The organism is Microbacterium sp. ZOR0019, from assembly GCF_000800925.1.
GTDB lineage: Bacteria > Actinomycetota > Actinomycetes > Actinomycetales > Microbacteriaceae > Microbacterium > Microbacterium aurugineum.
In genome coordinates, this window is record NZ_JRKC01000014.1 from 17,182 (window position 1) to 39,102 (window position 21,921).

Consider the following 21,921-nt stretch of genomic DNA (forward strand, 5'->3'; position numbering starts at 1 on the left):
GCCTCAGCCGCCGAGCGGTATCACCTCGGCGTGCTCGGCGCCGTCCTGGTACCAGACCAGTTCGGCTTCGCGCACGACTTCGGCAGGCTGTGGCGTGAGGGAGCGGGCCTCCTCCTGGACGACGCGGTCCCACGTGGCGGCGTCGAGCGTCTTGCCGTAGAGCACGGACAGATGGAACGTCCACTCCTCGAGGGGCAGCTCTCCGATGCGACGAAGATCCGTGCGATCCAGCGCATCGGTCAGCGACGAGTATGCGGAGACGAGTGACGTCGTGCGTGCGAGACGGACGACCAGGATCTGCCAGGGCGTGGGGAACTCGTCGACGGCGTCGCCGATGATCTCGATGGGCGACTGCTGCGCGGCCCACGCGCGGACCAGCTCGCCGAGCTCCTCTCGCCGTTCCGGTTCGAAGAAGCCTCGGAGGGTGACGTGCTCCGTGTGCGGGTATCGCAGCGGCATGCCCAGATGCGCGAGCGCGGTGCTCTGGATCTCCCGATAGGTCGCTGCGACGTCCGCGGTCGGCCGGAGCACGAGGTACTGCTGACCGTTCAGGCTCTCCAGTTGGTCGGGGGTGCTCATGAACGGTCGGCGCATGCGGAGAGCCTAGGTCTCGTCGACGGGGATGCGAAAACCGAGACCGAAACACTCCAGCCCGGCGTGTCATGAGTCGACGCGCCGGGCCGGGAGCGGATGGCCTCCGCTTTCGCAGGGTGCTCAGGTCGCGGCGACGACCGCCCGCGCCGAAGTGGTCCGTCGGAGGGCGACGGCGAGGGTCGTGGCCACGAGCGACAGCACGCCCCACACGACCAGGGCTGCGACCGCGGAGCCGCTCGCGGTGATCAGTCCCGCGAAGGCCGGAGCGGTGGGCAGGACCGCGCCGAGTCCGGCCAGCCAGTCGGGCACGGTGGAGATCAGACCCGTGGCGACCGCGAGCACACCGACGAGCGCCGAGATCCACCGCCCCACACCGCCGAACAGTGCGACGAGTGCCTGGTTCGCAGCGGCGAACACCACGCCGGCGAGCACGGCTGTGCCGGCGAAGGCCCACCAGGCGGGGGCGTCGTAGCTCGCGACGATCTGCACGATCAACGACACGAGCAGGCCCTGCCCTGCCCCGATCAGAGCAGCGGGTGCGAAGGCGCGCAACGTGAGCGTGGCAGACGAGCGTCGTGAGGTGAGGGTGCGGGCGGTGTGGGCGCGCATGACGAGGAAGGTCGCGAGTCCGCCGAACCACAGCACGACGGCGGCGAGCAGCGGGATCGCGGTCGGGCCGAAGATCGTGTCCATCGACGAGTTCGACGACACCGGATCAGCGATCACCGAGGCGAGGGACTTCGACTCCGAGTCGCTGAAGGAGGGGAGCGAGTCGGAGGCCGTGCGCAGACCGCCCGCGAGGTCACCCGTACCGGTGACCAGGGTGTCGAGCCCGGTCGAGAGCTCCGTGGCACCGTTGGCGAGGCTGGTCGCACCGGTCGACAGCTGGGTGGCTCCGGATGCGATGCCCCGCGCGCCCGTGGCGGAAGCGCTGATGCCCTGGTCCGCGATCTGCGTGAGCCCGGAGGACAGCTGCGTGACGCCGTCGCCGGCCTGGGACATCTGCCCGGCGATGGTCGAGAACGTCCCCGGAAGGGCGGCGACGCCGGCGGAGACCTTCTTGCTGTTCAGGATCCCGGATGCCGTACCGGCGTCCGTCGCCACAGTTCCTGCTTCTGCGGCCAGGTCGGAGAGCAGCTGGCACTCCGCCGGGTCCGAGACCGGGGGCGTGCAGACCGCAGCGGCTGCGGCTCCGAGTTTCTGAGCGAGGTCGGCCGATCCGCTCGCGGCAGCCTGCGCCGAGGATGATGCACTCTGAATCGCGCCCACCAGTTGCTTCGAATCCTCGGCTCCGGACTGAAGCTGAGATGCTCCGGCCGTCAGCCCTGAGCCGATCTGCGCGGCACCCGCGGCGGCATCCCGCGTCTTGCCCGCGATCGTGTCGAGTCCGGTGGCGAGTGACGATGCACCGGTGCTGAGTTCGCCCGCACCGGAAGCGAGTTTCGTGGCACCGTCGGGGATCGCTGCGGCTCCGGTCGCGGCATCCCGCGCTCCGTTCGCGAGCTTCAACGCACCATCCGCCGCCTCGCCGATCTGGTCGCCGATGGTGGTGAAGCCGACCAGGATGTTCTCGGTCGTGGCCTCGGAGAGCATGGTGCCCATGGTCGAGGCGGCGACGTCGGCGATCTGGCCCGTGATGAGGTCATCGGCGACGAGGCCGTCGTCGGGTGTGGTGACGGTGATCGTGGCTTGCTCGGCCTCCCCACCGCCGTCCGAGATCGCGGTGCCCGCGGAGGTGGCGGCCGCGGAGAACTCCTCCGGGATCGTGATGACGGCCTGGTAGGTGCCGTCGGCGAGTCCGTCGCTGGCGTCGTCCTCGTTGGAGATGACCCAGGTGAGGTTCGAGTCCAGGTCGTCCGATCCTTCGACCAGGCCCGAGGCGAGCTGGCGTCCGAGCGGGGTCACCTGCCCGTCGATGGTCACCGGATCGTCGAGATTGACGATCGCCGCGGTCATCGAGTCCAGACGCTCGGTCGGGTTCTGCAGGGCCGCGACCAGGATGCCGCCGACCGCGGCAGGCAGCAGCAGCACTCCGAGAATCGTGAGCCACGTGATGGGTTTGCGGGAGCGGGCGCGCTCGATGGGGAGGGTCATGCGGTCACCTCGGTGGCTTTCGTCGTGTCGTCCTCAGGTCGAGGCCCCCTTTCGTCGTCGATACCCCCGTCTGGATGCGGTGACTCGAGGGGGTGTCGACGCTCGGCGGGGGTGTCGACGGAGAGAAGGTCGGGGGTGGGACGACCTGCGGCGGCGAGGAGGTCGCGCGCGACCTCGGGCGCGGTGGTCGTGAGGATCACCGCGGTCGCAGCATCCGCATCCCGGAGTCGGGCGGCGATCTGATCGCGCGCGTCGAGGGGGAGCCTCTCGACGCCGTCGATCACGACCACCGCGGGTCGATCCCGCAGCGCCTCGGAGAGCTCGGATGCCGGGACCCCGGCATCCGTCGCGATCAAGGCGCCGACGTGTGCGCGCACCCAGGCCGCGCGTCCTGGCAGCAGATGCCCCGCCACCCGGAGGCGGCCTGCGTCAGGCGTCACCCGTCCGGCGATCGTCAGAGCCAGCGCACGCAACGCGGCACCGGAGCTCCCGGTCAGCAGCAGCGCTCCGCCCGGACGGACCCGGAGGTGCAGTCCGTCGATCCCGGCCTCCGTCAGCACGAGGTCGTCGGCGGCGACGATCGAACCGTCTCCCGGCCAGGCAGCGAGGTGCCGCTCGCGTTCCACCGCCTCGCCCTCGACGTCGACGCGGGGGAGGACCTTCTCCAGCCAGGCCGGGAGCTCCCAGGCGCGCTCGCCGAGGATCGCCATCAGCGCGGGGATCAAGGTCATGCGCACCAGGAAGGCGTCGATCGCGATGCCGGCCGCGAGGCCCAGGGCGATGGGTTTGAGCGACGAGTCGCCCTCGGGGACGAACGCCACGAAGACGGCGAACATGATGAGGCCGGCCGCCGTGACCACCTTCGCCGACCCGGTGAACCCGCTGCGAACGGTGCGCAATGCGGCAGCGCGCCGCGTCGCCCGGTCGGGGCTCTTGGAGTCCGGGTCGTGCACGAAGTCCTCCCGCATGCGCGAGACGAGGAAGACCTGGTAGTCCATCGCGAGTCCGAATAGCACGCCCATCAGGATGATCGGCATGAAGCTGATGATGGGCCCGACCCGGGCGACGTGCAGGAGGTCGGCGAACCAGCCCCATTCGAACACGGCCCCGACGACGCCGAACGCCGCCACGATCGAGAGCAGGTATCCGGCGGCCGCGGTGATCGGCACCCACAGCGAGCGGAACACGATGGTCAGCAGGATCAGCGAGAGGCCGATCACGAAGATGCCGAACGGCAACAGGGCATTGCCGAGCTGATCGGAGATGTCGATGCCGACGGCGGTGAAGCCGGTGACCTTGAGGTCGATGCCGAACTCGTCGAGCCACTCGTCGTGATGGCTGCGCAGCTCGCGGACGAGGTCGGCGGTCGCCGGGTCGTCCGGGGCCGTCTCCGGGATGATCTGGACGATGCCGGTGTCAGCGGTCTCGTTCGGTGTCGCGAGGGCGACTTCCTTGACGCCAGGTACCTTCGCGACGGCATCCCCGAGGTCTTCCATCAAGGTGAGCGGATCGGTGGACGTGACGATCGTGCCCGTGAGGATCAGCGGGCCGTTGAACCCGGGGCCGAATTCCTCAGCGACGAGGTCGTAGTTCTGACGCGCTTCCGAGTCCTTCGGCAGCACCCCGGCGTTCGGGAGGGCGAGGTTCAGGCTGAGGGCGGGGATGGCCACGATGCCGAGGCCGATCACCACGGCGAGGGAGACGAGGCGGGGGCGCTTGGTGACACCGTTCACCCAGCGGGCACTGCCCTTGGCGCGGGCGGGAGCCGCGGGCGCGCTGTCGGGGTCGTCGCTCGCGTCCTTCTTCTTGGGCTTCGGTGCGCGCTTCGGCCGACCGACCACTCTGCCCTTCATGAATCCGAGGAGCGCGGGGGTGAGGGTGACCGCGATCGCGACAGCGACGGCCACGGCGACCGAGGCGGCGATGCCCATGGTCGTCAGGAACGGGATGCCGGCGAAGCCGAGTCCGATCAGGGCGATGAGTACGGTGACGCCCGCGAACACCACGGCGGAGCCGGCCGTCCCGACGGCGCGCGACGCGGACTCCTCAGGATCGACGCCCTCGCGCACCTGATCCTGATGTCGCGCCATGATGAACAGTGCGTAGTCGATGCCGACCGCGAGCCCGAGCATGAGCGCCAGCAGCGGCGTGGTGGAAGAGACCGTGGCGAAGGCCGTCGCCGTGAAGATGCCTGCCATCGAGATGCCGACGCCGAGGATCGCCGTGAGGAGGGGAAGACCGGCGACGACGAATGAGCGGAAGGTGACGATCAGGACCAGCAGCGCGATGAGCAGACCGACCGCCTCGGTGAGCGTGACGCCCGGGATCGAGATCGCGAAGAGGTCGCCGCCGAGGGAGGTCTGTGCGCCGTCCGGGAGCTCGGAGTCCAGGTCGCTCACGACGGTGCGCAGTGCCTCTTTCGTGTCGTCCGAGACATCCGTGGACTCACCGTCGAACTGCACACGGACGATCGCCGCGGTGTCGTCGTCGTTGATCATCCCGCTGACCATCTCGTCGTACGGCGAGGTGGCCGCGAGGACACCGTCGAGGTCCGCGAGGTCGTCGACGGCCTCTTCGATGTGGTCGCGGTAGTCGTCATCCGTGACCTGATCGCCGTCGGAGGCCACCACGATGAACTGCGCGTTCGTGCCGCTCACCTGGGGGAAGGACCGGGAGAGCTGCTCCAGACCTGCCTGGGACTCGGTTCCGGGGATGGAGAAGGTGTTGTCCGTGCCTGCGCCGAGCACGAGGGCACCGGCACCGGCGATGCCGAGCGCGAGGAGCCAGGACACGAGGACTCGCCACGGGTGACGGAACGACCAACGTCCGAGTGAGGACAGGAGTGTGGACACGCGTTCCTCCGAAAGGGTGCGGGGTGGATACACAGGTGTATCCGATACATAGATGTATCGTAAGGTGACCCGCACGGGTGAGTCTGTGTGCGGGGTGTGAATCGTGCGAGAGTGAAGGGTCAGGAGGTTTCGATGTCGACACCCGCAACCCGTAGTCGCGAGAACACGCGTGCCCGTCTGCTGGAGGCGGCGGCGCAGGTCTTCGCCGAAGTCGGACTTGACGGTGCCTCCGTCGAGGCGGTCTGCGAGCGTGCAGGGTTCACCCGCGGCGCGTTCTACTCGAACTTCGAATCCAAGGACGAGCTCTTCCTGATGCTGGCGGCCAGCGTCTCCGAGGTGCGTGTGAGCGCGGTGCGTGCGCGCGTCGAGCAGCTGACCGCGGACGGCGCGCTCGCCGAGGGCTGCGACCCCATCGAGCTCGTCCAGCAGATCATGGAGCTCGGAGGCGATGACCGCCTCGGCGTGATGCTGATGAGCGAGATCCGTATCCGTGCACTGCGTGACCCCGAGTTCGGCGCGGCCTATCTCGTTCAGGAGAGCGAGATGGTCGGGAGCATCGCGCAGATCATCGAGGACATCGTGTCGGCGGGGCCGTTGCAGTTGCGGCTGCCTGCGGAGACGGCGGCGCGGATGCTCATGATCCTCTGGGAGGGCATGACCGTGCGTGGTGCGATGGCAGGGCTCGACGACGCGCAGCTGCGGCATTCGGGCAGCGAGCAGCTCGGACGGCTCGTGCAGCTGTTCATCGAGTTGTAGCGGTCCCGGTCCGCTCGTTCAATCCTCGGCCGACACGCCAGATGCCGGACCGTACCCGCGGAAGCGCCCGAGATCTGGCGTGTCGGCGGCGCGCGGGGTCAGTGCGCGGCGGCGGACAGCTCGTAGTGGCAGCGGGCGAGGCGAGCGAACCACCATTCGCGGCGTTCGTCCGAGGCGGCGAGGCGGCTGAGTGCTTCCGCGTCCGGGGTCACGCGTCCGACCGGGATCGAGCCGTCAACCGGACGCAGGTCGGCCACGTCGTCGAGGAACAGCGACGCCGTGCCGAGCCCGCAGTCGTAGTCCAGCGTCGGAAGGGCGGCGGCGAGCGCGGCTCCCTGGGACAGGCCGATCGCGGTGTCCAGCGCGCTCGAGACCACGACCGGGAGTCCAGCAGCCGTGACGATCTGCAGGGCGTGCGTGATGCCGCCCAGTGGCTGGGCCTTGATCACGAGGAGGTCGGCGGCACCGGCGCGGGCGACCGCGAGTGGATCGGAGGACTTCCGCACGCTCTCATCTGCTGCCACCGGGATGCCCATGTACTTCACGCGCGTGCGGAGTTCCGCCAGCTCCGGAACCGTCGCGCAGGGTTGCTCGACGTATTCCAGGTCATATTCACCGAGGGCGTGCACCGCGTGCTCGGCCTCGTCGACGTTCCAGGCGCCGTTCGCGTCGACCCGGATGCGTCCCTCGGGCCCCATCGCCTCGCGCACCGCCCGGACGCGTGCCACGTCGTCGGCGAGGGTCTGCCCCGGCTCGGCGACCTTGACCTTGGCCGTGCGGCACCCCGTGAACCGCGACAGCAGCTCAGCCACGCGGTCGGCCTCGATCGCCGGGACGGTCGCGTTCACGCCGATCCGATCACGGAGCGGTTCAGGCTGGGGGCGCCAGGCGAAGTCGATCGCCGCGGCGAGCCAGGTCGAGGCCTCGACGTCGTCGTACTCGACGAACGGTGAGAACTCCGCCCAGCCTTCCGGTCCTTCGAAGAGGAGCGCTTCGCGCACATCGACGCCGCGGAAGCGACTGTGCAGGGGGAGGGCGACGACCCTGGCCGAGTCGAGCAGGTCTGCGAGCGGCGGGATCATGTGCCCATTCTGCTCCGTGGAGCATGCGGGCCGGTGTTCGTCGTCCGGGTGAGTCGTCAGGTCGGCACCGCGCTTCGATTGTCGATGTGCCATTGCCAATAGTGTGTGACACACAGTATTGTGTTCGACATGAACGAGACGCTCGATACGCACCTGCAGGAACTGAGGCGCGGCACGGTGGTGCTCGCCTGCCTGCAGCTGCTGCGTGCGCCGGGGTACGGCTACTCGCTTCTCGAGCAACTCGAGCGCCGCGGCTTCGCGACGGACGCCAACACGCTGTATCCGCTGCTTCGCCGTCTGGAGAAGCAGGAGTACCTCACGAGCGAGTGGAACACCGAGGAAGCCAGGCCGCGCAAGTTCTACCGCACCTCCGAAGCAGGCATCCGGCTGGCCGACACCCTCACCGACGAATGGCGGTCACTCACGACCGCGATCACCTCTCTCACCACAGAGGAGAACTGACATGACCACGACGACCACGCTCGCGGAGCGGTACATCAGTGCCACGATCCGCAGTCTCCGTCCCGACGCCCAGGACGACGTCCGTGCAGAGCTCGAGGCCTCCATCGCCGATGCGATCGAGGCGCGGGTGGACCAGGGCGACGCACCGGAGGATGCCGAGCGCGCGGTGCTCACCGAGCTCGGCGACCCCGGCGTCCTCGCCGCCGGCTATGCGGATCGCCCGCTGTACCTCATCGGTCCGCGGTTCTACCTGACCTGGTGGCGGCTGCTCAAGCTGCTGCTGATCATCGTTCCGGTCTGCGTCTTCGGAGCGGTCGCCCTCGGGCAGACCATCGCGGGCGCTCCGGTCGGCGAGATCATCTCCTCATCGATCCTCGCCGCCGGGGGCGCGATCCTCCACATCTGCTTCTGGACCACTTTGGTGTTCGTCATCCTCGATCGCACCGACAGCGCGACGGCGATCGAGAAGTGGGACCTCGACCAGCTCCCGGAGCCGAGCGAGAACGGTGTGGCGGGGCGGAACGATCTGATCGCATCGCTCGTCTTCCTCGGGATCTCCGTCGGCGCGCTCCTCTGGGACCGTTTCCGAGGCTTCGTCATCGTGGACGGCACCGTCGTGCCGATCGTCGATCCACAGTTGTGGCCCTGGGGGATCAGCGTCCTGTTCCTCCTGATCGCCGCGGAGGCGGTGTTCGCCGTCGTGCTGTTCCGCACGAGACGGTGGACGATCGGCCTGGCTGTGGTGAACACGATCCTCGCTCTGATGTTCCTTCTCTGGGTCGTCGCCCTCCTGCTCACGAACCAGCTCGTGAATCCGGACTTCCTCGCGCGGATCGCAGCTGCGGGCGGCGAGGGTTTCGCCGCGGGGCAGGCGGCATCCGCCGACGAGGGTGGCGTCTTCCGTATCCTCGCCGTGCTGTTGGGGTTCGGCTTCGCGATCGGTGTCGGCTGGGACATCGTCGACGGCTGGATCAAGACGGTACGCGCTCGCCGCGCCTGACATCACGGAATCCCGCACCGAGCGGGGCGAGGAATAGGCTGGATGTCGTGACCAGCGCATTCGTCTCCGACCTCTTCGACCCGGCCGAATGGGTGCTCGCGCCCGAGGCCGAGAGCTACACCGATATCACTGCGCACGTCTCGCGCGACGGCGGAGTCGCACGCATCGCCTTCAACCGTCCGGAGGTGCGCAACGCGTTCCGCCCGCACACCGTCGACGAGCTCTACCGTGCCCTCGACATCGCCAGGCAGGACGCGCGCATCGGCGCGGTGCTGCTCACCGGCAACGGTCCGAGCCCGAAAGACGGCGGCTGGGCGTTCTGCTCCGGTGGTGACCAGCGAATCCGCGGTCGTGACGGCTACAAGTACTCGGACGCCGAGACGGCGGTCGTCGACGGTGCGAGCCGTGCCGCGGTCGGTCGTCTGCACATCCTCGAGGTGCAGCGCCTCATCCGCTTCATGCCCAAGGTCGTCATCGCGGTCGTGCCGGGGTGGGCAGCGGGAGGCGGGCACTCCCTGCACGTGGTCTGCGACCTCACGATCGCATCCGCGGAGGAGGCCCGCTTCAAGCAGACGGACGCCGATGTCGGCAGCTTCGACGCCGGCTACGGGTCTGCGTACATGGCTCGCCAGACCGGTCAGAAGTTCGCGCGTGAGGTGTTCTTCCTCGCCGAGGAGTACTCCGCGCAGCGCGCGTACGAGATGGGCGCCGTGAACCGTGTGGTCCCGCACGCCGAACTCGAACGCGAAGCGCTGAAGATGGCCCGCACCGTGCTCACGAAATCGCCCACGGCGATCCGCATGCTGAAGTTCGCCTTCAATGCCGTCGACGACGGTCTGGTCGGACAGCAGGTGTTCGCCGGGGAGGCGACCCGCCTGGCCTATGGCACCGATGAAGCCGTCGAGGGCCGCGACTCGTTCCTCGAGAAGCGCGATCCCGACTGGTCTTCCTTCCCCTGGCACTACTGAGCCGGAGAGCAGCATGGTCGCACTGATCCCGACGGATGCCGAAGACCCGGCACAGCTGCGGGATGCCTTGGAGCGTGCGTTCGACGGCGGCCCCGCCCTGGGACTCGGGATGGTTGACGGCGCGCCCGAGGGCGTCGCCGACGGCATCGCGGCCGTCATCGCGACGTCAGGGTCGAGCGGCATCCCGAAGCGAGTCGCGCTCAGCGGTGAGGCGTTGCGGGCGAGCGCCGAGGCCACCGCGGCGCGGATCGGCAGCGGACGCTGGCTGCTCGCCCTCCCCGCCGGCTACGTCGCGGGGCTGCAGGTGCTCGTGCGCTCGATCCTCGCCGGTACCCGGCCGTCGCGGATCGAGGGCCGCTTCTCGCCGGAGTCCTTCGCTGAGGCGACCTTCGAGATGATGCGCCCTTCGTCGCCGTCGGGCATCCCCGACCTGTACACCTCGCTGGTCCCGGCCCAGGTCGCGACGCTGCTCGATGCGGCGGAGGACACGGCGGTCCGTGCCGCGCTCACGGCGTATCGAGCGATCCTCGTCGGTGGGCAGGCGCTCCCGGAGCCCCTCCGCGAGCGGGCGGCCGACCTCGGAGTGCGTCTGGTGCGCACCTACGGCTCGACGGAGACCAGCGGCGGGTGCGTCTACGACGGTGTGCCACTCGACACCGTGGGGGTGCGCGTGGTCGATGGCGAGCTGCGTCTCGCGGGTCCCATGCTCGCCGAAGGGTACCTCGGCGACGGGTCGCTGACGGCCCGGACGTTCGTCCACGACGAGCACGGGATCCGCTGGTACCGCACCGGCGACCTGGGCCTGGTGGAGGAGGGGATCGTGCGTGTGCACGGCAGAGCGGACAATGTGATCGTCTCGGGCGGGATCAACATCTCGCTCGATCGCGTGGAGCGCATCGTCCGTCGGATCGCGGGACTTCACGAGGCCGTGGTGGTCGGCGTGGAAGACGAGCGCTGGGGGGAGGCCTCGGTGATCGTCGCAGTCCGCGGCGAGGTCCTGCGGCGCAGCGAGTCCGAGCAGCTCGCCCACGCGCGCGACGCCGTCGAAGACGAGCTCGGCAGGCACGCACGTCCGGCCCGCCTGATCCTCGTGGACGAGATCGACGTCCTCCCATCCGGGAAGCCCGACCGCGAGGCGATCCGGCGCGCCGTCGTCGAGTTGCACTGAGCGTCGCTGCCCTGCGCTCTGCCAGACTGAACCGCATGGCCTCGTACACGCATGGACACCACGAATCCGTCCTCCGCTCGCACAACTCGCGCGACATCGCGAACTCCGCGGCCTACCTTCGTCCGCACCTCACCGCGGCGACGCGGCTTCTCGACGTCGGGGCGGGGCCGGGCACCATCACCGCCGACTTCGCCGGGATCGTCGCCCACGTCACCGCGACCGAGATCGACGAGAACGCGCTGTCCCTGTCGCGCGACCTCGCCGGCGAGCGGGGCCTGACGAACCTCTCCTTCTCGATCGAGGACGTGCACGCCCTGAGCTTCCCCGATGCCTCCTTCGACGTCGTGCACGCGCACCAGGTGCTGCAGCATGTCGGCGACCCGGTGCAGGCCCTACGGGAGATGCGCCGAGTGACCGCTCCGGGTGGCATCGTCGCCGCTCGCGATGCGGACTACGCGGGCTTCATCTGGTTCCCGATCCTGCCCGAACTCGACCGCTGGCTGACGCTGTACCAGGCAGCCGCGCGGGCGAACGGCGGGGAGCCCGATGCCGGACGACGACTGTTGGCCTGGGCGCGCGCCGCGGGCTTCGAAGAGGTCACGGCGACGGCGTCCACCTGGTGCTACGCCTCTCCTTCCGAGCGTGCGTGGTGGGGCGGGATGTGGGCCGACCGCATCCTCGAGTCGGCACTCGCACGGCAGCTCGTCGACAGCGACCTGGCGACGCGGGCCGAGCTGCAGGAGATCAGCGACGCCTGGAAGCGCTGGGCCGATGACGGCGACGGCTGGTACCTCGTGCCGCACGGAGAGATCATCGCCCGCGTGTGACGAGCCGGGGATACATCCTGCGACGGATGCCCGCCCCCAGACCCTCGCGTAGCGTGGGGGAGTGATCCGCCCCCTGTCCCGCACGGCGCTGATCCTCGACATCGTCGGGGCGGCGCTGCTCTTCCTCGTCTTCGTCCCGATGTCGATCGTGTTCTACGGTCCGGGTACCGGGAACAGCGCGCTCGGGGGCGCGGCGGTCGTGGCCGTGGTCTTCGCCGCCGTCCTGATGTTCGGCGGTGTCGCGATCGGGCGACTCGCGCCCGGGCTCGCCCTCGCCGCCGCGTGGGCGGGCGCGATCCTCCAGATGCTGGCCGGATTCGGGCCGGTGCCGATCGACATCGCTATCCTGCTCGTGCTCTACGCCACGGCGGCCTGGGGAACTCGGCGTGTGCTCTGGTGGGGGTTCGGCTCCGCGCTTCTGGGCGGCCTCATCGCCGCGCTGTACATGGTGGTCGTCAACGGTGTCGCCTTCGGCACGAGCAGCGGCTGGGAGAAGGTGACGACGGGCACACTCCTGCTGGTGATCTCGGTCATGGCCCTCGGCTTCGCCTGGGTGTGCGGGTTGCTGTGGCGGGTCGTGCTGCGTGCGCGGCGCACCCGTGCGGCGCAGCTGCAGGCCGAGTCACTCGCCATCGAGGAGCAGGAGCGGGTGCGCATCGCGCGGGACATGCACGACATCGTCGCCCACTCCCTGGCCGTCGTCATCGCGCAGGCGGACGGTGCACGGTATGCGGCAGCGGCGAAACCCGAGATGGCGACCGAGGCACTCGGCACGATCGCGCAGACCGCGCGCGGAGCCTTGAGCGATGTGCGGATGCTGCTCACGCAGCTCCGGCACCGTCAGGGTGACGGTCCGCAACCGACCCTCGCCGACCTCGAAGCCCTGTTCGCGCAGGTCCGGCAAGCGGGAATCGAGCCGCGGGTCACGGTCGATCCCATGCCCCCGGGGGAGCCGCCCGGGGCCATCCAGCTCGCGGTGTACCGCATCCTGCAGGAGGCGCTCACGAACGCGATCCGGCACGGCGACGGCGCGGTCGACGTCCACCTCGCGTGGCTCGCGGACCGCGTCGACGTCGACGTGCGCAACACGGTGTCGCGCGACGCTGCCGTCGGTGTCGGGGGCCACGGCGTGATCGGGATGCGGGAGCGGGCGCAGCTCGTCGGCGGTAGTCTGCAAGCCGAGCGTCGAGGGGCGCAGTTCGTCGTCCATGCCACGCTTCCGATCGGAGCCGCCGAATGATCAGAGTCGTGCTCGTCGACGACCAGGCGCTGTTCCGTGCCGGTATCCGCATGCTCGTGGCTTCGCAGCCCGATCTCGAAGTGGTCGGCGAAGCGGGCGACGGGCGGGAGGCTCTCGAGGTCGTGCGGGCGACGCGGCCGGACGTGGTGCTGATGGACATCCGGATGCCGGTCATGGACGGGCTCACCGCGACGGCCGAGATCCTCGCCCGTCCGGAGCCTCCGCGCGTCGTCATGCTCACCACGTTCGACCTCGACGAGGCCGCCGCCCGGGCGATCCGGCAGGGTGCGAGCGGCTTCCTGCTCAAGGACGCCGATCCCGAGTTCCTGCTCGCCGCGATCCGCACTGTGCACTCCGGTTCGAGCGTGATCGCGGCCGCGGCGACGCGCGACCTGTTCGCGCACTTCGCGGAAGCGCCGCGCCCGGTGCCTCCGCAGTACGACACGCTCACCGATCGCGAGAAGGAGATCTTCGCGCTCGCGGCACGCGGCTTGTCGAACGCCGAGATCGCCGGCCGGGAGTACCTCAGTGAGGCGACGGTGAAGACGCACATCAGCCGCATCCTCACGAAGCTCGTGCTGCGCGACCGGGTGCAGCTCGTGGTCTTCGCGTTCGAGCACGGCCTCGCCTGACCGTCGGTCGAGCACGGATCATCCTTGCGATGTACGCGGATGATCCGCCCGGGCGATGACCCGCAGGCAGCGACCGAAATAGCGTCGGAGGCATGGAGATCACGACCACCGACATGGGGCTCGCCGCCCGCGTCCAGCACCTGAAGAAGACCTACGGCTCGGGCGAGGGCACCGTCCGTGCGCTCGACGATGTCAGCGTGGGCATCCGCCGCGGACAGTTCACCGCGATCATGGGGCCCTCCGGCTCGGGGAAGTCCACCCTGATGCACATCATGGCGGGGCTCGACAGCCCCACGGAGGGCCGTGCGTGGATCGGCGACACCGAGATCACCGGGCTCGGTGACATCGACCTCACCATCCTGCGCCGCCGTCGCGTGGGCTTCATCTTCCAGGCGTTCAACCTCGTCCCCACGCTCGACGCACGTGCCAACATCATGCTGCCGTTCGAGCTCGACGGCCGGCGTCCGAGTGCGATCGAACGCGCCAGGATCGACGGTCTCATCGAGACCCTCGGCCTCGGCTCACGCTTGAACCACCGGCCCCATCAGCTGTCGGGCGGGCAGCAGCAGCGGGTCGCGATCGCCCGCGCTCTCGCCACCGCGCCCGACCTCGTGTTCGCGGATGAACCCACCGGGAACCTCGACTCGAAGACAGGCCGAGAGGTGTTGCGTCTGCTCGCCACGGCGAGCCGGGAGCACGGGCAGTCCATCGCGATGGTCACGCATGACGCGATCGCCGCGAGTCACGCCGACCGCGTGCTGTACCTCGGAGACGGCCGCATCGTCGCGGACCACCCTCGGCAGACCGCGGAGGAGATCTCCGCGTACATGCTCGCCGCAGAGGTGGCCGCATGACCGCCGTCGCGTCGGTCGTCCCCGAGAGTCGGGCGACCGGACCGCGTCTGGCCTGGCTGCGTGATCGCGGTATGGGCGCCAGCATCCTGGTGGCCGCACTGTCGGCCGCGTTCGGGGTGCTCCTCGTGGAGATCACCGCATACATCGGCGCGGTGTTGCAGGCCGACCCGTTCATCGGCGACAGCGGGACGCTCGCGTTCGTCGTCGCGCTCCTGTCGGTGCTGCTGACGGTGGTCGCGATGTATGTCGCGGCGATCGTCACGGCGAACACCTTCTCGACGATCATCGCCGGGCGCACCCGGCAGATCGCTCTCCTCCGTCTGATCGGAGCGACGGCGCGCTCGCAGCGGGCCGAGGTGGGCACGCAGGGCCTCGTGGTCGGGCTGATCGGTGCGGGACTCGGCCTTCTCGCCGGACTCGTGCTGGCGGCGATCGGGGTGCAGGTCGGCGCCCGGTTCCTCGACAACGTCCCGACCTCCTTCTCCCTCGCGCAGCCGTTCGTGGCGCTTCCGGCGGTCGGCGTGGCGCTCACCACCTGGGCTGCAGCCTGGGCCGGCTCGCGACGGGTGCTCTCGGTGACCCCGCTGCAGGCCCTCGGCGGCGCCGTGGAACGCACGCACGAGGAGGTCTCGGGCACGAAGGGACGACACATCGGCGCCTGGATCCTGCTCCTCACCGGTGCGGCACTGCTGGCCGGTGGGGTGGTGGTCGGCCTCATGACGCCCCTCGGCGTCGTGGTCGCCTTCTTCGGCGGGGTGCTCTCGTTCACCGGCCTGGCCCTCGGCTCCGTGCTGTTCATGCCGCCCGTGCTGCGGTTGGTGGGGCGGATGTTCGGGTCGAGCGCCACTGCGCGACTCGCCGCCGAGAACGCACTGCGGTATCCGGAGCGCTCGTCGCGGATGGCGATCGGCGTGGTGATGGGGGTGACCCTGGTGACGATGTTCGCCGTCGCGCTCGAGTCCGCGAAGCGTCTGATGATGAGCCAGGTCACGGGAGAGGTCCCCGACGAGTTCTTCGCCCCGATGGACGCCTTCGCCGCGATCATGATGGTGCTCGTGGCCGTCTCCGCCGTGATCGCCGCGGTCGGCCTTGTGAACCTGCTCACGATCGGTGTCGTGCAGCGCCGTCGCGAACTCGGTCTGCTGCGCTCGATCGGTCTGTCCAACGGGCAGGTGCGGCGGATGGTCCTCTTGGAGGCGACGCACATCACCGTCGCGGCGACGCTGACCGGACTCGTGCTGGGCGTCGTGTACGGCTGGATCGCCGCGCAGTCGCTCCTGGGATCCGTCCCGACCCTGCCCGACTTCGTCCCCGCCGGCCTCGTGGCACCGCAGATCCCGTGGATCCCGGTGGCGATCATCGTCGCCTCCACGGCCGTGCTCACCCTCGTGGCCGCGGCGACGCCCACCCGCCTGGCGACGCGGGTGGCTCCGGTGGAGGCGCTCGCGGCGGACTGACGCCTCTAGGCTGGTCGGATGCCGTCGCCGTTCGATCAGTCCACGTATCAGGTCCGTCTCGAGTGGGGAACCGCGGGCCTCGCCCGCCTCGCCCCCACCGACATCGTGGTGGTCGTGGACGTGTTGCGGTTCTCCTCCACGGTCATCGATGCGGTGATGTCCGGCACGGAGGTCGTGCTGGCGGAGGCGGAGGGCTGGTCGCGGAACGGCGCGGCAGTGGCCGCGGCGGCAGCACCGGATGCGACCGTGCTGATCGGCGGTGTCCGCAACGCCTCTGCCGTGGCACGAGCGGTGCAGACACTCCAGGAGCGGCGGCAGGCGCGTACCTCGGTCGCGATCATCGCCGCGGGGGAGGCCGATGCGGAGGGAACGCTGCGGTTCGCGGTCGAGGACCAGCTCGGCGCGGGGGCGATCGTCCTGGCGCTCTCGGATCGCGGCATCGATCACACGGCCCCGGATGCGGCGGTCGCCGCCGAGGGGTTCCGTGCCCTGCGAGGCGCCCTGCGGCACATGATCGGCGCGAGCGGGTCAGGGCGCGAGCTTGCCGGGGGTGTCGAGGCGACCACCCGCATCGAGGCAGCCGGACTGGTGCCGACGTCGACGACGGACGCTGCCGCGCTCGACGCGGTCGACGTCGTCCCGGTGCTGCGGTCGGGGGCGTTCGTCCCGTTCGCCTGATCCCCCGGCACGGACTCGTGCGGCGAGGGAGGCTCCGGTTCGGCTCAGGGCACGTAGGGTCGTGGCATGAGGTACCTCCCCGCCGTCATCGTCGACATCGTGCTCGTGCTGGTCTTCGCGGCGATCGGCCGGGCCTCGCATGACGAGAACCCCGCCGGGTTCCTGCTCACCGCCTGGCCCTTCCTGATCGCGGTGCTCCTCGGGCATCTCCTCGCCGCTCTGCTCCCGGGCAGGCCGCGCCGCCCGTGGTCCGTCCTGTGGGGCGTGGTCGTGTGGATCGTGACGGTCGCAGGCGGAATGCTCATCCGCGTGCTCAGCGGTGACACCGCCGAGGTGCCGTTCATCATCGTCGCGACGCTGGTCCTCGGCGCGTTCCTCGTCGGCTGGCGCGGGATCGCGGCGTTGCTTCGCCGCCGACATGGCGCCGCCCCTCACCACGACCTCGCGGACTCGACCGAGCAGGGGGACTCAGGCGACCCGGTCACCTGAGTCGCAGTCAGCGCGGCATCTGCGCGGCGAGACGCACGTCGGACGAGATCTCGCGCCGCGTCCAGGCGAACAGGTGTCGGGCGTCGTAGGTGCGCGAACAGCGCGCGCAGGAAGTGGGGCGGGTCGGTCGGCGGTGGCGGTACGTCACGTGACCCGCGGGACAGCTTCCCACCCAGGGGGCGAGCTCGACGGCGGTCTCTCCGTGGTGCGTCGTGCCGCCGACGTATCCGAGGTCGCGCGCGACGCGCTTCCACGCCGGTCCGTGCGCCGCCGCGTGACCGGCGAGGGCGTGCGCGACCTCGTGCAGCAGCACCTGGTGGATCTCGTCGTCATCGAACCGCGCGGCCAGATAGCGCGAGACCGTGATGCGCTGTTTCGTGTAGTCGCACTGCCCGGCACGGCGCTTGGCATTGTCGAAGCCGAAGGACCAGCTGTCATCGAGATGCAGCGTGATCAGTGCTTCGCCCCAGACGCGCACACGGTCGAGTTCCGCCATGCGATCAGGGTAAGCCATGCGACCGACATCGCGGTCGCGGGAGGACTCAGCCCGCGATGAGCTGTGAGGGACGATGCCGCTCGGCCGCTTCGATCGCGAGCAGCGCGGTCTCCAGTTCGCTGTCCTGTGCACCGGACTCACGACGCAGGAACAGCGACTGCTTGAAGCTCTCCCGGGCGGTCTCGAAGTCCCCGGCGTCGTAGGCGTTCTTGCCGTGGTGCTGATACGCGAAGGCCGCGATCGACAGCCACCGTTGTCCCTCGGCCTCGGTCGCGCAGGTCGCCAGCTCCTGTTCGGCAGCAGCGTGCGCTCCCCGATACTGCAGGATCGTCGCGTGCAGCACGCGAGCGCGGAGCACGTCCTTGCGGGTACCGGCCATGCGCGCCTGGCGGACGGTCTCGTCGGCCAGCGCGAGCGCCTCATCCAGGCGGTCGAGCACTTTCAACAGCCAGACCCGCTCCAGCAGTGCGGGCAGGCTCCGCTGCCCCTCGATCTCCGCGAGACGGGTCGCGCACTCGTCGAGATCGACCACCTCGCGGAGGGTCTCCTGGTCGTATCCCCGGATGAAACTCATTGCTCTCCTTCCGCAGCGTCCCCGTCCAGTCTGCCTTCCGGTCGCGGGGTCGTCCCGGCGGCGCGCCCTGGTCGCCGCATCCGGCGTCGTCGCTGTGCCGGATCGGCCGGCTCAGCGCAGGAACAGCGAGGCGTCGGGACGCGGTGAGGCGACGGCATCCGCATCCGTGACGATGCGGGCGCCCTGGGTGAACGTCTCGACCTCGGCGCCCTGGGCGATCTTCGCGGGGTGGGGGCCGGCGGCGAGGATCCGCGGCAGCCATTCCGTCGGCAGGGGAGCGGCGGACGCCGCGATCACGAGGTTCCCGAATCGTCTGCCCTTGAGCACCTGGGTGTCGGCGAGGACGGCGACCTCCGGGAGGACCTCCGCGATCGTCGCCGTCTGGCGCCGGGCGAAGGCGAGGCCGGGACCATCGGCGACGTTGACGAGGAGTACGCCGCCGGGAGCCAGCAGCTCGGCGAGCTCGCGGTAGAACTCGACGCTGGTGAGGTGTGCGGGCGTCTGCGCCCCCGAGTAGACGTCGGAGACGACGAGGTCGCAGTTCGCCCGCAGTGCGTTCGGGAGCTTCGTGACGCCCGCCCGCGCGTCGCCGATCCTGATCCGGATGGAGGCGCCCTTCGGCAGCGGGAGGTGCTCCCGGACCAGCTGTGCCAGCGGAGCCTCCAACTCGATGACCTGCTGGCGGGAGCCGGGGCGCGTCGCTTCGATGTAGCGGGGGATCGTCATCGCGCCGGCGCCGAGGTGCACGGCGGTCAGCGGGCCTGCGGCGAGCTGATCGATCACCGCCCCCATGCGCACGATGTACTCGAAGTGCAGGTGCGTCGGGTCGTCGAGGTCGACGTGCGACTGCGGGGTGCCGTCGACGATCAGCTCGAAGCCCGTGGTGAACTCCGACGGCAGGACACCGGCGATGCCCCCATGATCGAGTCGGGCCTGCGGGTGCTCGGTGTCGCGCGATCTCGTCCGGCCCATGGGCACGAGCCTACGCTCCGGGGAGGGGCTCAGCGCTGCTTGCCGTTGGCGCACGTCTCCTGCTCGACCGTCTGGCCGGAGATGGCCGGGTCGAGCGTGGCACGCGGCGAGGGTGTCCCGGTGGGAGGTGCCTCGGTCGCCGGTGCCTCCGGATCGGTTCCCGGCGCGGGGTCGACGAGCTCGACGCCGCCGTTGTTGCTGGCCTTGCCCGTCAGCTGCACCGACTGGCCGGCCTTCAGCGCATCCCAGATCGTCGCTGCAGCCTCGCGGTTGGGGATGACACGGTCGGAATCGTCCGGGTCCTCGAACACGGGGTACTGCACGAAGACGAACTCGGAGAACGGCACATCCTTGATGGACAGCGCGAGCTGCGCCAGACGCACCGGGTTGGCCAGCTGGTCGCTCGGGTCGATGTTGTCGACGACGGTGTTGGCGAGTCCGAGCACCTTGCCGGGGTCGGTGAGGACCTCGTCGCTCATGATCTTCTTCACCAGGCGCGACATGTACTGCTGCTGGTTCGACACCCTCGCCATGTCGCTCTCGTCGCCGACGCCGTGCCGCGTGCGGATGAACTGGAGGGCTTCGTAGCCGGAGACGGTGCGGGGGCCCGGCGCCCAGTCGAGAGCGGTGTGGCTGTCTCGGATGCCGTCGCCGCCGATGCACACCTCGACGCCGCCGATCGCATCGGTCACCTCCATCACGCCGTCGAAGTCGATCTTCGCGGCGAAGGGGATCTCCATGCCCGTGAGCTCGGTCACCGTCTTCGCTACGCAGGACAGTCCGGCGCGCTGGAAGATCGAGTTGATCTGCGTCTTGCTCGTGGCCGAGGCGACGGATCCGTCGGGCAGGGTGCACTCCGGCGTCTCGAGCATCAGATCACGAGGGAGCGAGATCGCCGTGACCTTGCGGGGTTCCGCCGACACGTGCACGAGCAGGTTCACGTCGTTGAGGATCCCGCCGTCAGCCTCGGAGCAGCGCTCACCCAGCAGGCCCGTCGACACCGCACCGCACTCGTCGGTCCCGATGATGAGCATGCTGAACTCGCCGGGGTAGGCACTGATCGAGGGCGGCTCGACCTCCGGCGCACCCTCCAGCGCGACGGCACCGTCGTTGAATCGGTTGAAGTAGTCGGTCACGACGAAAGCGGCGACGGCGATCGCGGAGACGAGCACGACGCCCAGCGTGATTCCGGCGATCTTCAGGAAACCTCTGGCGGGCCCGGGAGAGGGGAGCGTCGCGTGGCGGGCGACCGTCGAACGGTCCTTGTCGGGAGTGCGGCGAACCATCCGGGGAGCCTACCGGGGGAAGCTGATGTTACGGCCACATGACGATTGTGGGAGCAACTTGCAGGGAATTAGTTAGTCGTGGATACTTTTTCCTAACCCCCGGTGAGTACCCGATGCTTTCCAGGACTTTCAAAGAGGAGATCCCCGCAATGCACAAGCGCATTCTCTCGGCCGTGGCGCTCGGCGCCGTGGCCACGCTCGCCCTCGCCGGCTGCGCCGGCGGCAGCGACACCGGTTCGGCCGACGGTGAGGGCAAGGAGCTCACCGTCTGGATCATGAAGGGCACCAACCCCGACGCGACCGCCTTCTACGACGACGTCGCGGCAGCCTTCGAAAAGGAGACCGGTGCGACGGTCAAGATCGACGAGATCCAGTGGGCCGACGCCCACGATCGCTTCGTGACCTCCATCGCCGGTGGTACGACCCCCGACATCGCCGAGACCGGCACCACCTGGACCGCCGAGTTTGCCGACGCCGGAGCACTCCTCCCGATCGACGAGTACGTCGACGGTGAGAAGGACCTGCGCGGCGACCTGGTCGAGGGCCTCGAGGTCGCCGGCACCTACGACGGTGAGCTCTACGGCATGCCGTGGTACGCCGGCGTCCGCTCGCTCGTCTACCGCGCCGACGTGTTCGAGGAGCTCGGTCTCGAGGCTCCGAAGACGTGGGACGACATCGTCGCAGCGGGCGACGCGATCAAGGCCGCCAAGCCCGACATGATGCCGTTCCCGGTTCCGGGTGACGCCGAGTTCCAGGTCTACCCCTGGGTCTGGGGTGCCGGCGGCGAGATCGCCACGAAGGACGGCAAGACCTGGACGAGCGAGCTCGACAGCAAGGAATCGCAGGCGGGCATCGAGTTCTACACGGGCCTGGCCACCGAGCACGGCTTCTCCTCCGCAGGTGCCACGACCTGGAAGGAGACCGATCTGAGCGACGCGTTCACGCAGGGCAACGTCGCCATGATGCTCTCCGGCTCCTGGACCCCGAACAAGCTCATGGAGACGAACCCCGAGCTCGAAGGCAAGATCGGCGCCGCGGTCATCCCGGGCGAAGACGGCGGCATCGCCCCGTCCGTGCTGGGCGGATCGCACCTCTCGATCTTCAACACGACCAAGAACGCCGACCTGGCGTGGGAGTTCGTCAAGCTCGTCACCACCGGTGAGTTCGCCGAGCAGTGGTCGAACGAGACCGGCTACTTCCCGGGCGTGCAGTCCGCGATGGAGGAGGCCCTCGCCTCGACCGACCCGCTCGTCGCACCGTTCGCCGAGCAGATGGTCGACGGCGGCGCATCCGTGCCGGTCACCCCGAACTTCGGCGCCGTGCAGGCGAAGAAGACGACCAACTCCATGATCCAGGCCATCCTCAGCGGGCAGAAGGACGTCGCCACCGCGACGAAGGACGCCGCCGCCGAGATGACCGAACTGCTCAACCAGTAAGGAA

At 69.5% G+C, this 21,921-nt stretch carries 21 protein-coding genes; 13 read left to right on the forward strand and 8 right to left on the reverse strand.

The annotated features are described in order from the left end of the window. Positions 1-3 precede the first annotated feature (3 nt). From L978_RS04480 to L978_RS04490, 3 genes are all read right to left on the reverse strand, one after another. Entirely contained in the window at positions 4-594 is a 591-nt protein-coding gene (locus L978_RS04480) for a 2'-5' RNA ligase family protein (protein ID WP_231554969.1), read from the reverse strand. Between the two features lie 120 nt (positions 595-714). Next, complete coding sequence (locus tag L978_RS04485) at positions 715-2,688, reverse strand: YhgE/Pip domain-containing protein (RefSeq protein ID WP_047520731.1); 1,974 nt, start codon at positions 2,686-2,688, stop codon at positions 715-717. Beyond that, positions 2,685-5,540, reverse strand: coding sequence for an efflux RND transporter permease subunit (locus tag L978_RS04490; RefSeq protein WP_052193325.1), 2,856 nt, complete (start codon positions 5,538-5,540; stop codon positions 2,685-2,687). The genes L978_RS04485 and L978_RS04490 overlap by 4 nt, the downstream gene beginning before the upstream one ends. A gap of 132 nt (positions 5,541-5,672) precedes the next feature. On the opposite strand from L978_RS04490, the gene L978_RS04495 reads away from it, so the two are divergent. Continuing rightward, entirely contained in the window at positions 5,673-6,296 is a 624-nt protein-coding gene (locus L978_RS04495; RefSeq protein ID WP_047520733.1) for a TetR/AcrR family transcriptional regulator, read from the forward strand. 98 nt (positions 6,297-6,394) lie between these two features. Here L978_RS04495 and L978_RS04500 read toward each other — a convergent pair whose 3' ends face one another. Then, positions 6,395-7,378, reverse strand: coding sequence for an o-succinylbenzoate synthase (locus L978_RS04500; RefSeq protein WP_047520735.1), 984 nt, complete (start codon positions 7,376-7,378; stop codon positions 6,395-6,397). A 129-nt stretch (positions 7,379-7,507) separates the two neighbouring features. Here L978_RS04500 and L978_RS04505 point away from each other — a divergent pair, with 129 nt between their 5' ends. From L978_RS04505 to L978_RS04555, 11 genes are all read left to right on the forward strand, one after another. Further along, on the forward strand, positions 7,508-7,840 hold the full coding sequence (locus tag L978_RS04505) for a PadR family transcriptional regulator (protein WP_047520874.1): 333 nt from the start codon (positions 7,508-7,510) through the stop codon (positions 7,838-7,840). A gap of 1 nt (position 7,841) precedes the next feature. Then, positions 7,842-8,840: a permease prefix domain 1-containing protein gene (locus tag L978_RS04510; protein WP_047520737.1), complete on the forward strand. Its 999-nt coding sequence runs from the start codon at positions 7,842-7,844 to the stop codon at positions 8,838-8,840. A 47-nt stretch (positions 8,841-8,887) separates the two neighbouring features. Further along, on the forward strand, positions 8,888-9,808 hold the full coding sequence (locus L978_RS04515) for a 1,4-dihydroxy-2-naphthoyl-CoA synthase (protein ID WP_047520738.1): 921 nt from the start codon (positions 8,888-8,890) through the stop codon (positions 9,806-9,808). Between the two features lie 13 nt (positions 9,809-9,821). Continuing rightward, positions 9,822-10,976 carry an AMP-binding protein gene (locus tag L978_RS04520; RefSeq protein WP_047520740.1) on the forward strand — a complete coding sequence of 385 codons (1,155 nt, stop codon included), beginning with the start codon at positions 9,822-9,824 and terminating at the stop codon, positions 10,974-10,976. Positions 10,977-11,011: 35 nt separating this feature from the next. Continuing rightward, positions 11,012-11,803: a class I SAM-dependent methyltransferase gene (locus tag L978_RS04525; RefSeq protein ID WP_047520742.1), complete on the forward strand. Its 792-nt coding sequence runs from the start codon at positions 11,012-11,014 to the stop codon at positions 11,801-11,803. 61 nt (positions 11,804-11,864) lie between these two features. Further along, positions 11,865-13,043, forward strand: coding sequence for a sensor histidine kinase (locus L978_RS04530; protein WP_047520744.1), 1,179 nt, complete (start codon positions 11,865-11,867; stop codon positions 13,041-13,043). Continuing rightward, positions 13,040-13,675, forward strand: a complete 636-nt coding sequence (locus L978_RS04535) for a response regulator (protein ID WP_047520746.1) — start codon at positions 13,040-13,042, stop codon at positions 13,673-13,675. The genes L978_RS04530 and L978_RS04535 overlap by 4 nt, the downstream gene beginning before the upstream one ends. 92 nt (positions 13,676-13,767) lie before the next feature. Then, positions 13,768-14,529 carry an ABC transporter ATP-binding protein gene (locus L978_RS04540; RefSeq protein WP_047520748.1) on the forward strand — a complete coding sequence of 254 codons (762 nt, stop codon included), beginning with the start codon at positions 13,768-13,770 and terminating at the stop codon, positions 14,527-14,529. Beyond that, on the forward strand, positions 14,526-15,986 hold the full coding sequence (locus L978_RS04545) for an ABC transporter permease (protein WP_047520750.1): 1,461 nt from the start codon (positions 14,526-14,528) through the stop codon (positions 15,984-15,986). Before L978_RS04540 ends, L978_RS04545 begins: the two co-directional genes overlap by 4 nt. An 18-nt stretch (positions 15,987-16,004) precedes the next feature. After that, positions 16,005-16,664 (forward strand): 2-phosphosulfolactate phosphatase, encoded by a 660-nt coding sequence (locus L978_RS04550; RefSeq protein ID WP_047520753.1) that lies wholly within the window; start codon positions 16,005-16,007, stop codon positions 16,662-16,664. Positions 16,665-16,730: 66 nt separating this feature from the next. Next, the gene (locus L978_RS04555) at positions 16,731-17,153 is read left to right on the forward strand and encodes a DUF3054 domain-containing protein (RefSeq protein ID WP_047520759.1); all 423 of its coding nucleotides are present in this window, start codon (positions 16,731-16,733) and stop codon (positions 17,151-17,153) included. A 7-nt stretch (positions 17,154-17,160) separates the two neighbouring features. On the opposite strand, the gene L978_RS04560 is transcribed toward L978_RS04555, so the two are convergent. The 4 genes from L978_RS04560 to L978_RS04575 all read right to left on the reverse strand — a co-directional run bounded on the left by L978_RS04560 (position 17,161) and on the right by L978_RS04575 (position 20,481). Then, complete coding sequence (locus tag L978_RS04560; protein ID WP_047520761.1) at positions 17,161-17,649, reverse strand: SprT-like domain-containing protein; 489 nt, start codon at positions 17,647-17,649, stop codon at positions 17,161-17,163. A gap of 46 nt (positions 17,650-17,695) precedes the next feature. Next, the gene (locus L978_RS04565) at positions 17,696-18,223 is read right to left on the reverse strand and encodes a hypothetical protein (RefSeq protein WP_047520763.1); all 528 of its coding nucleotides are present in this window, start codon (positions 18,221-18,223) and stop codon (positions 17,696-17,698) included. A gap of 111 nt (positions 18,224-18,334) precedes the next feature. Then, positions 18,335-19,195, reverse strand: coding sequence for a spermidine synthase (locus L978_RS04570; RefSeq protein ID WP_047520765.1), 861 nt, complete (start codon positions 19,193-19,195; stop codon positions 18,335-18,337). A 29-nt stretch (positions 19,196-19,224) separates the two neighbouring features. Further along, positions 19,225-20,481, reverse strand: coding sequence for an LCP family protein (locus L978_RS04575; RefSeq protein ID WP_047520767.1), 1,257 nt, complete (start codon positions 20,479-20,481; stop codon positions 19,225-19,227). A gap of 149 nt (positions 20,482-20,630) precedes the next feature. Between L978_RS04575 and L978_RS04580 the strand changes: the two genes are divergently transcribed. Then, complete coding sequence (locus tag L978_RS04580; protein ID WP_047520769.1) at positions 20,631-21,917, forward strand: sugar ABC transporter substrate-binding protein; 1,287 nt, start codon at positions 20,631-20,633, stop codon at positions 21,915-21,917. Positions 21,918-21,921 lie beyond the last annotated feature (4 nt).

Excerpts from the sequence above, each read along its gene's own strand:
- L978_RS04480 (WP_231554969.1), bottom strand. The coding sequence starts at position 594 with ATGCGCCGACCGTTCATGAGCACCCCCGACCAACTGGAGAGCCTGAAC.
- L978_RS04485 (WP_047520731.1), bottom strand. The coding sequence starts at position 2,688 with ATGACCCTCCCCATCGAGCGCGCCCGCTCCCGCAAACCCATCACGTGG.
- L978_RS04495 (WP_047520733.1), top strand. The coding sequence starts at position 5,673 with ATGTCGACACCCGCAACCCGTAGTCGCGAGAACACGCGTGCCCGTCTG.
- L978_RS04500 (WP_047520735.1), bottom strand. The coding sequence starts at position 7,378 with ATGATCCCGCCGCTCGCAGACCTGCTCGACTCGGCCAGGGTCGTCGCC.
- L978_RS04505 (WP_047520874.1), top strand. The coding sequence starts at position 7,508 with ATGAACGAGACGCTCGATACGCACCTGCAGGAACTGAGGCGCGGCACG.
- L978_RS04510 (WP_047520737.1), top strand. The coding sequence starts at position 7,842 with ATGACCACGACGACCACGCTCGCGGAGCGGTACATCAGTGCCACGATC.
- L978_RS04520 (WP_047520740.1), top strand. The coding sequence starts at position 9,822 with ATGGTCGCACTGATCCCGACGGATGCCGAAGACCCGGCACAGCTGCGG.
- L978_RS04525 (WP_047520742.1), top strand. The coding sequence starts at position 11,012 with ATGGCCTCGTACACGCATGGACACCACGAATCCGTCCTCCGCTCGCAC.
- L978_RS04535 (WP_047520746.1), top strand. The coding sequence starts at position 13,040 with ATGATCAGAGTCGTGCTCGTCGACGACCAGGCGCTGTTCCGTGCCGGT.
- L978_RS04540 (WP_047520748.1), top strand. The coding sequence starts at position 13,768 with ATGGAGATCACGACCACCGACATGGGGCTCGCCGCCCGCGTCCAGCAC.
- L978_RS04545 (WP_047520750.1), top strand. The coding sequence starts at position 14,526 with ATGACCGCCGTCGCGTCGGTCGTCCCCGAGAGTCGGGCGACCGGACCG.
- L978_RS04550 (WP_047520753.1), top strand. The coding sequence starts at position 16,005 with ATGCCGTCGCCGTTCGATCAGTCCACGTATCAGGTCCGTCTCGAGTGG.
- L978_RS04555 (WP_047520759.1), top strand. The coding sequence starts at position 16,731 with ATGAGGTACCTCCCCGCCGTCATCGTCGACATCGTGCTCGTGCTGGTC.
- L978_RS04560 (WP_047520761.1), bottom strand. The coding sequence starts at position 17,649 with ATGGCGGAACTCGACCGTGTGCGCGTCTGGGGCGAAGCACTGATCACG.
- L978_RS04565 (WP_047520763.1), bottom strand. The coding sequence starts at position 18,223 with ATGAGTTTCATCCGGGGATACGACCAGGAGACCCTCCGCGAGGTGGTC.
- L978_RS04570 (WP_047520765.1), bottom strand. The coding sequence starts at position 19,195 with ATGGGCCGGACGAGATCGCGCGACACCGAGCACCCGCAGGCCCGACTC.
- L978_RS04575 (WP_047520767.1), bottom strand. The coding sequence starts at position 20,481 with ATGGTTCGCCGCACTCCCGACAAGGACCGTTCGACGGTCGCCCGCCAC.
- L978_RS04580 (WP_047520769.1), top strand. The coding sequence starts at position 20,631 with ATGCACAAGCGCATTCTCTCGGCCGTGGCGCTCGGCGCCGTGGCCACG.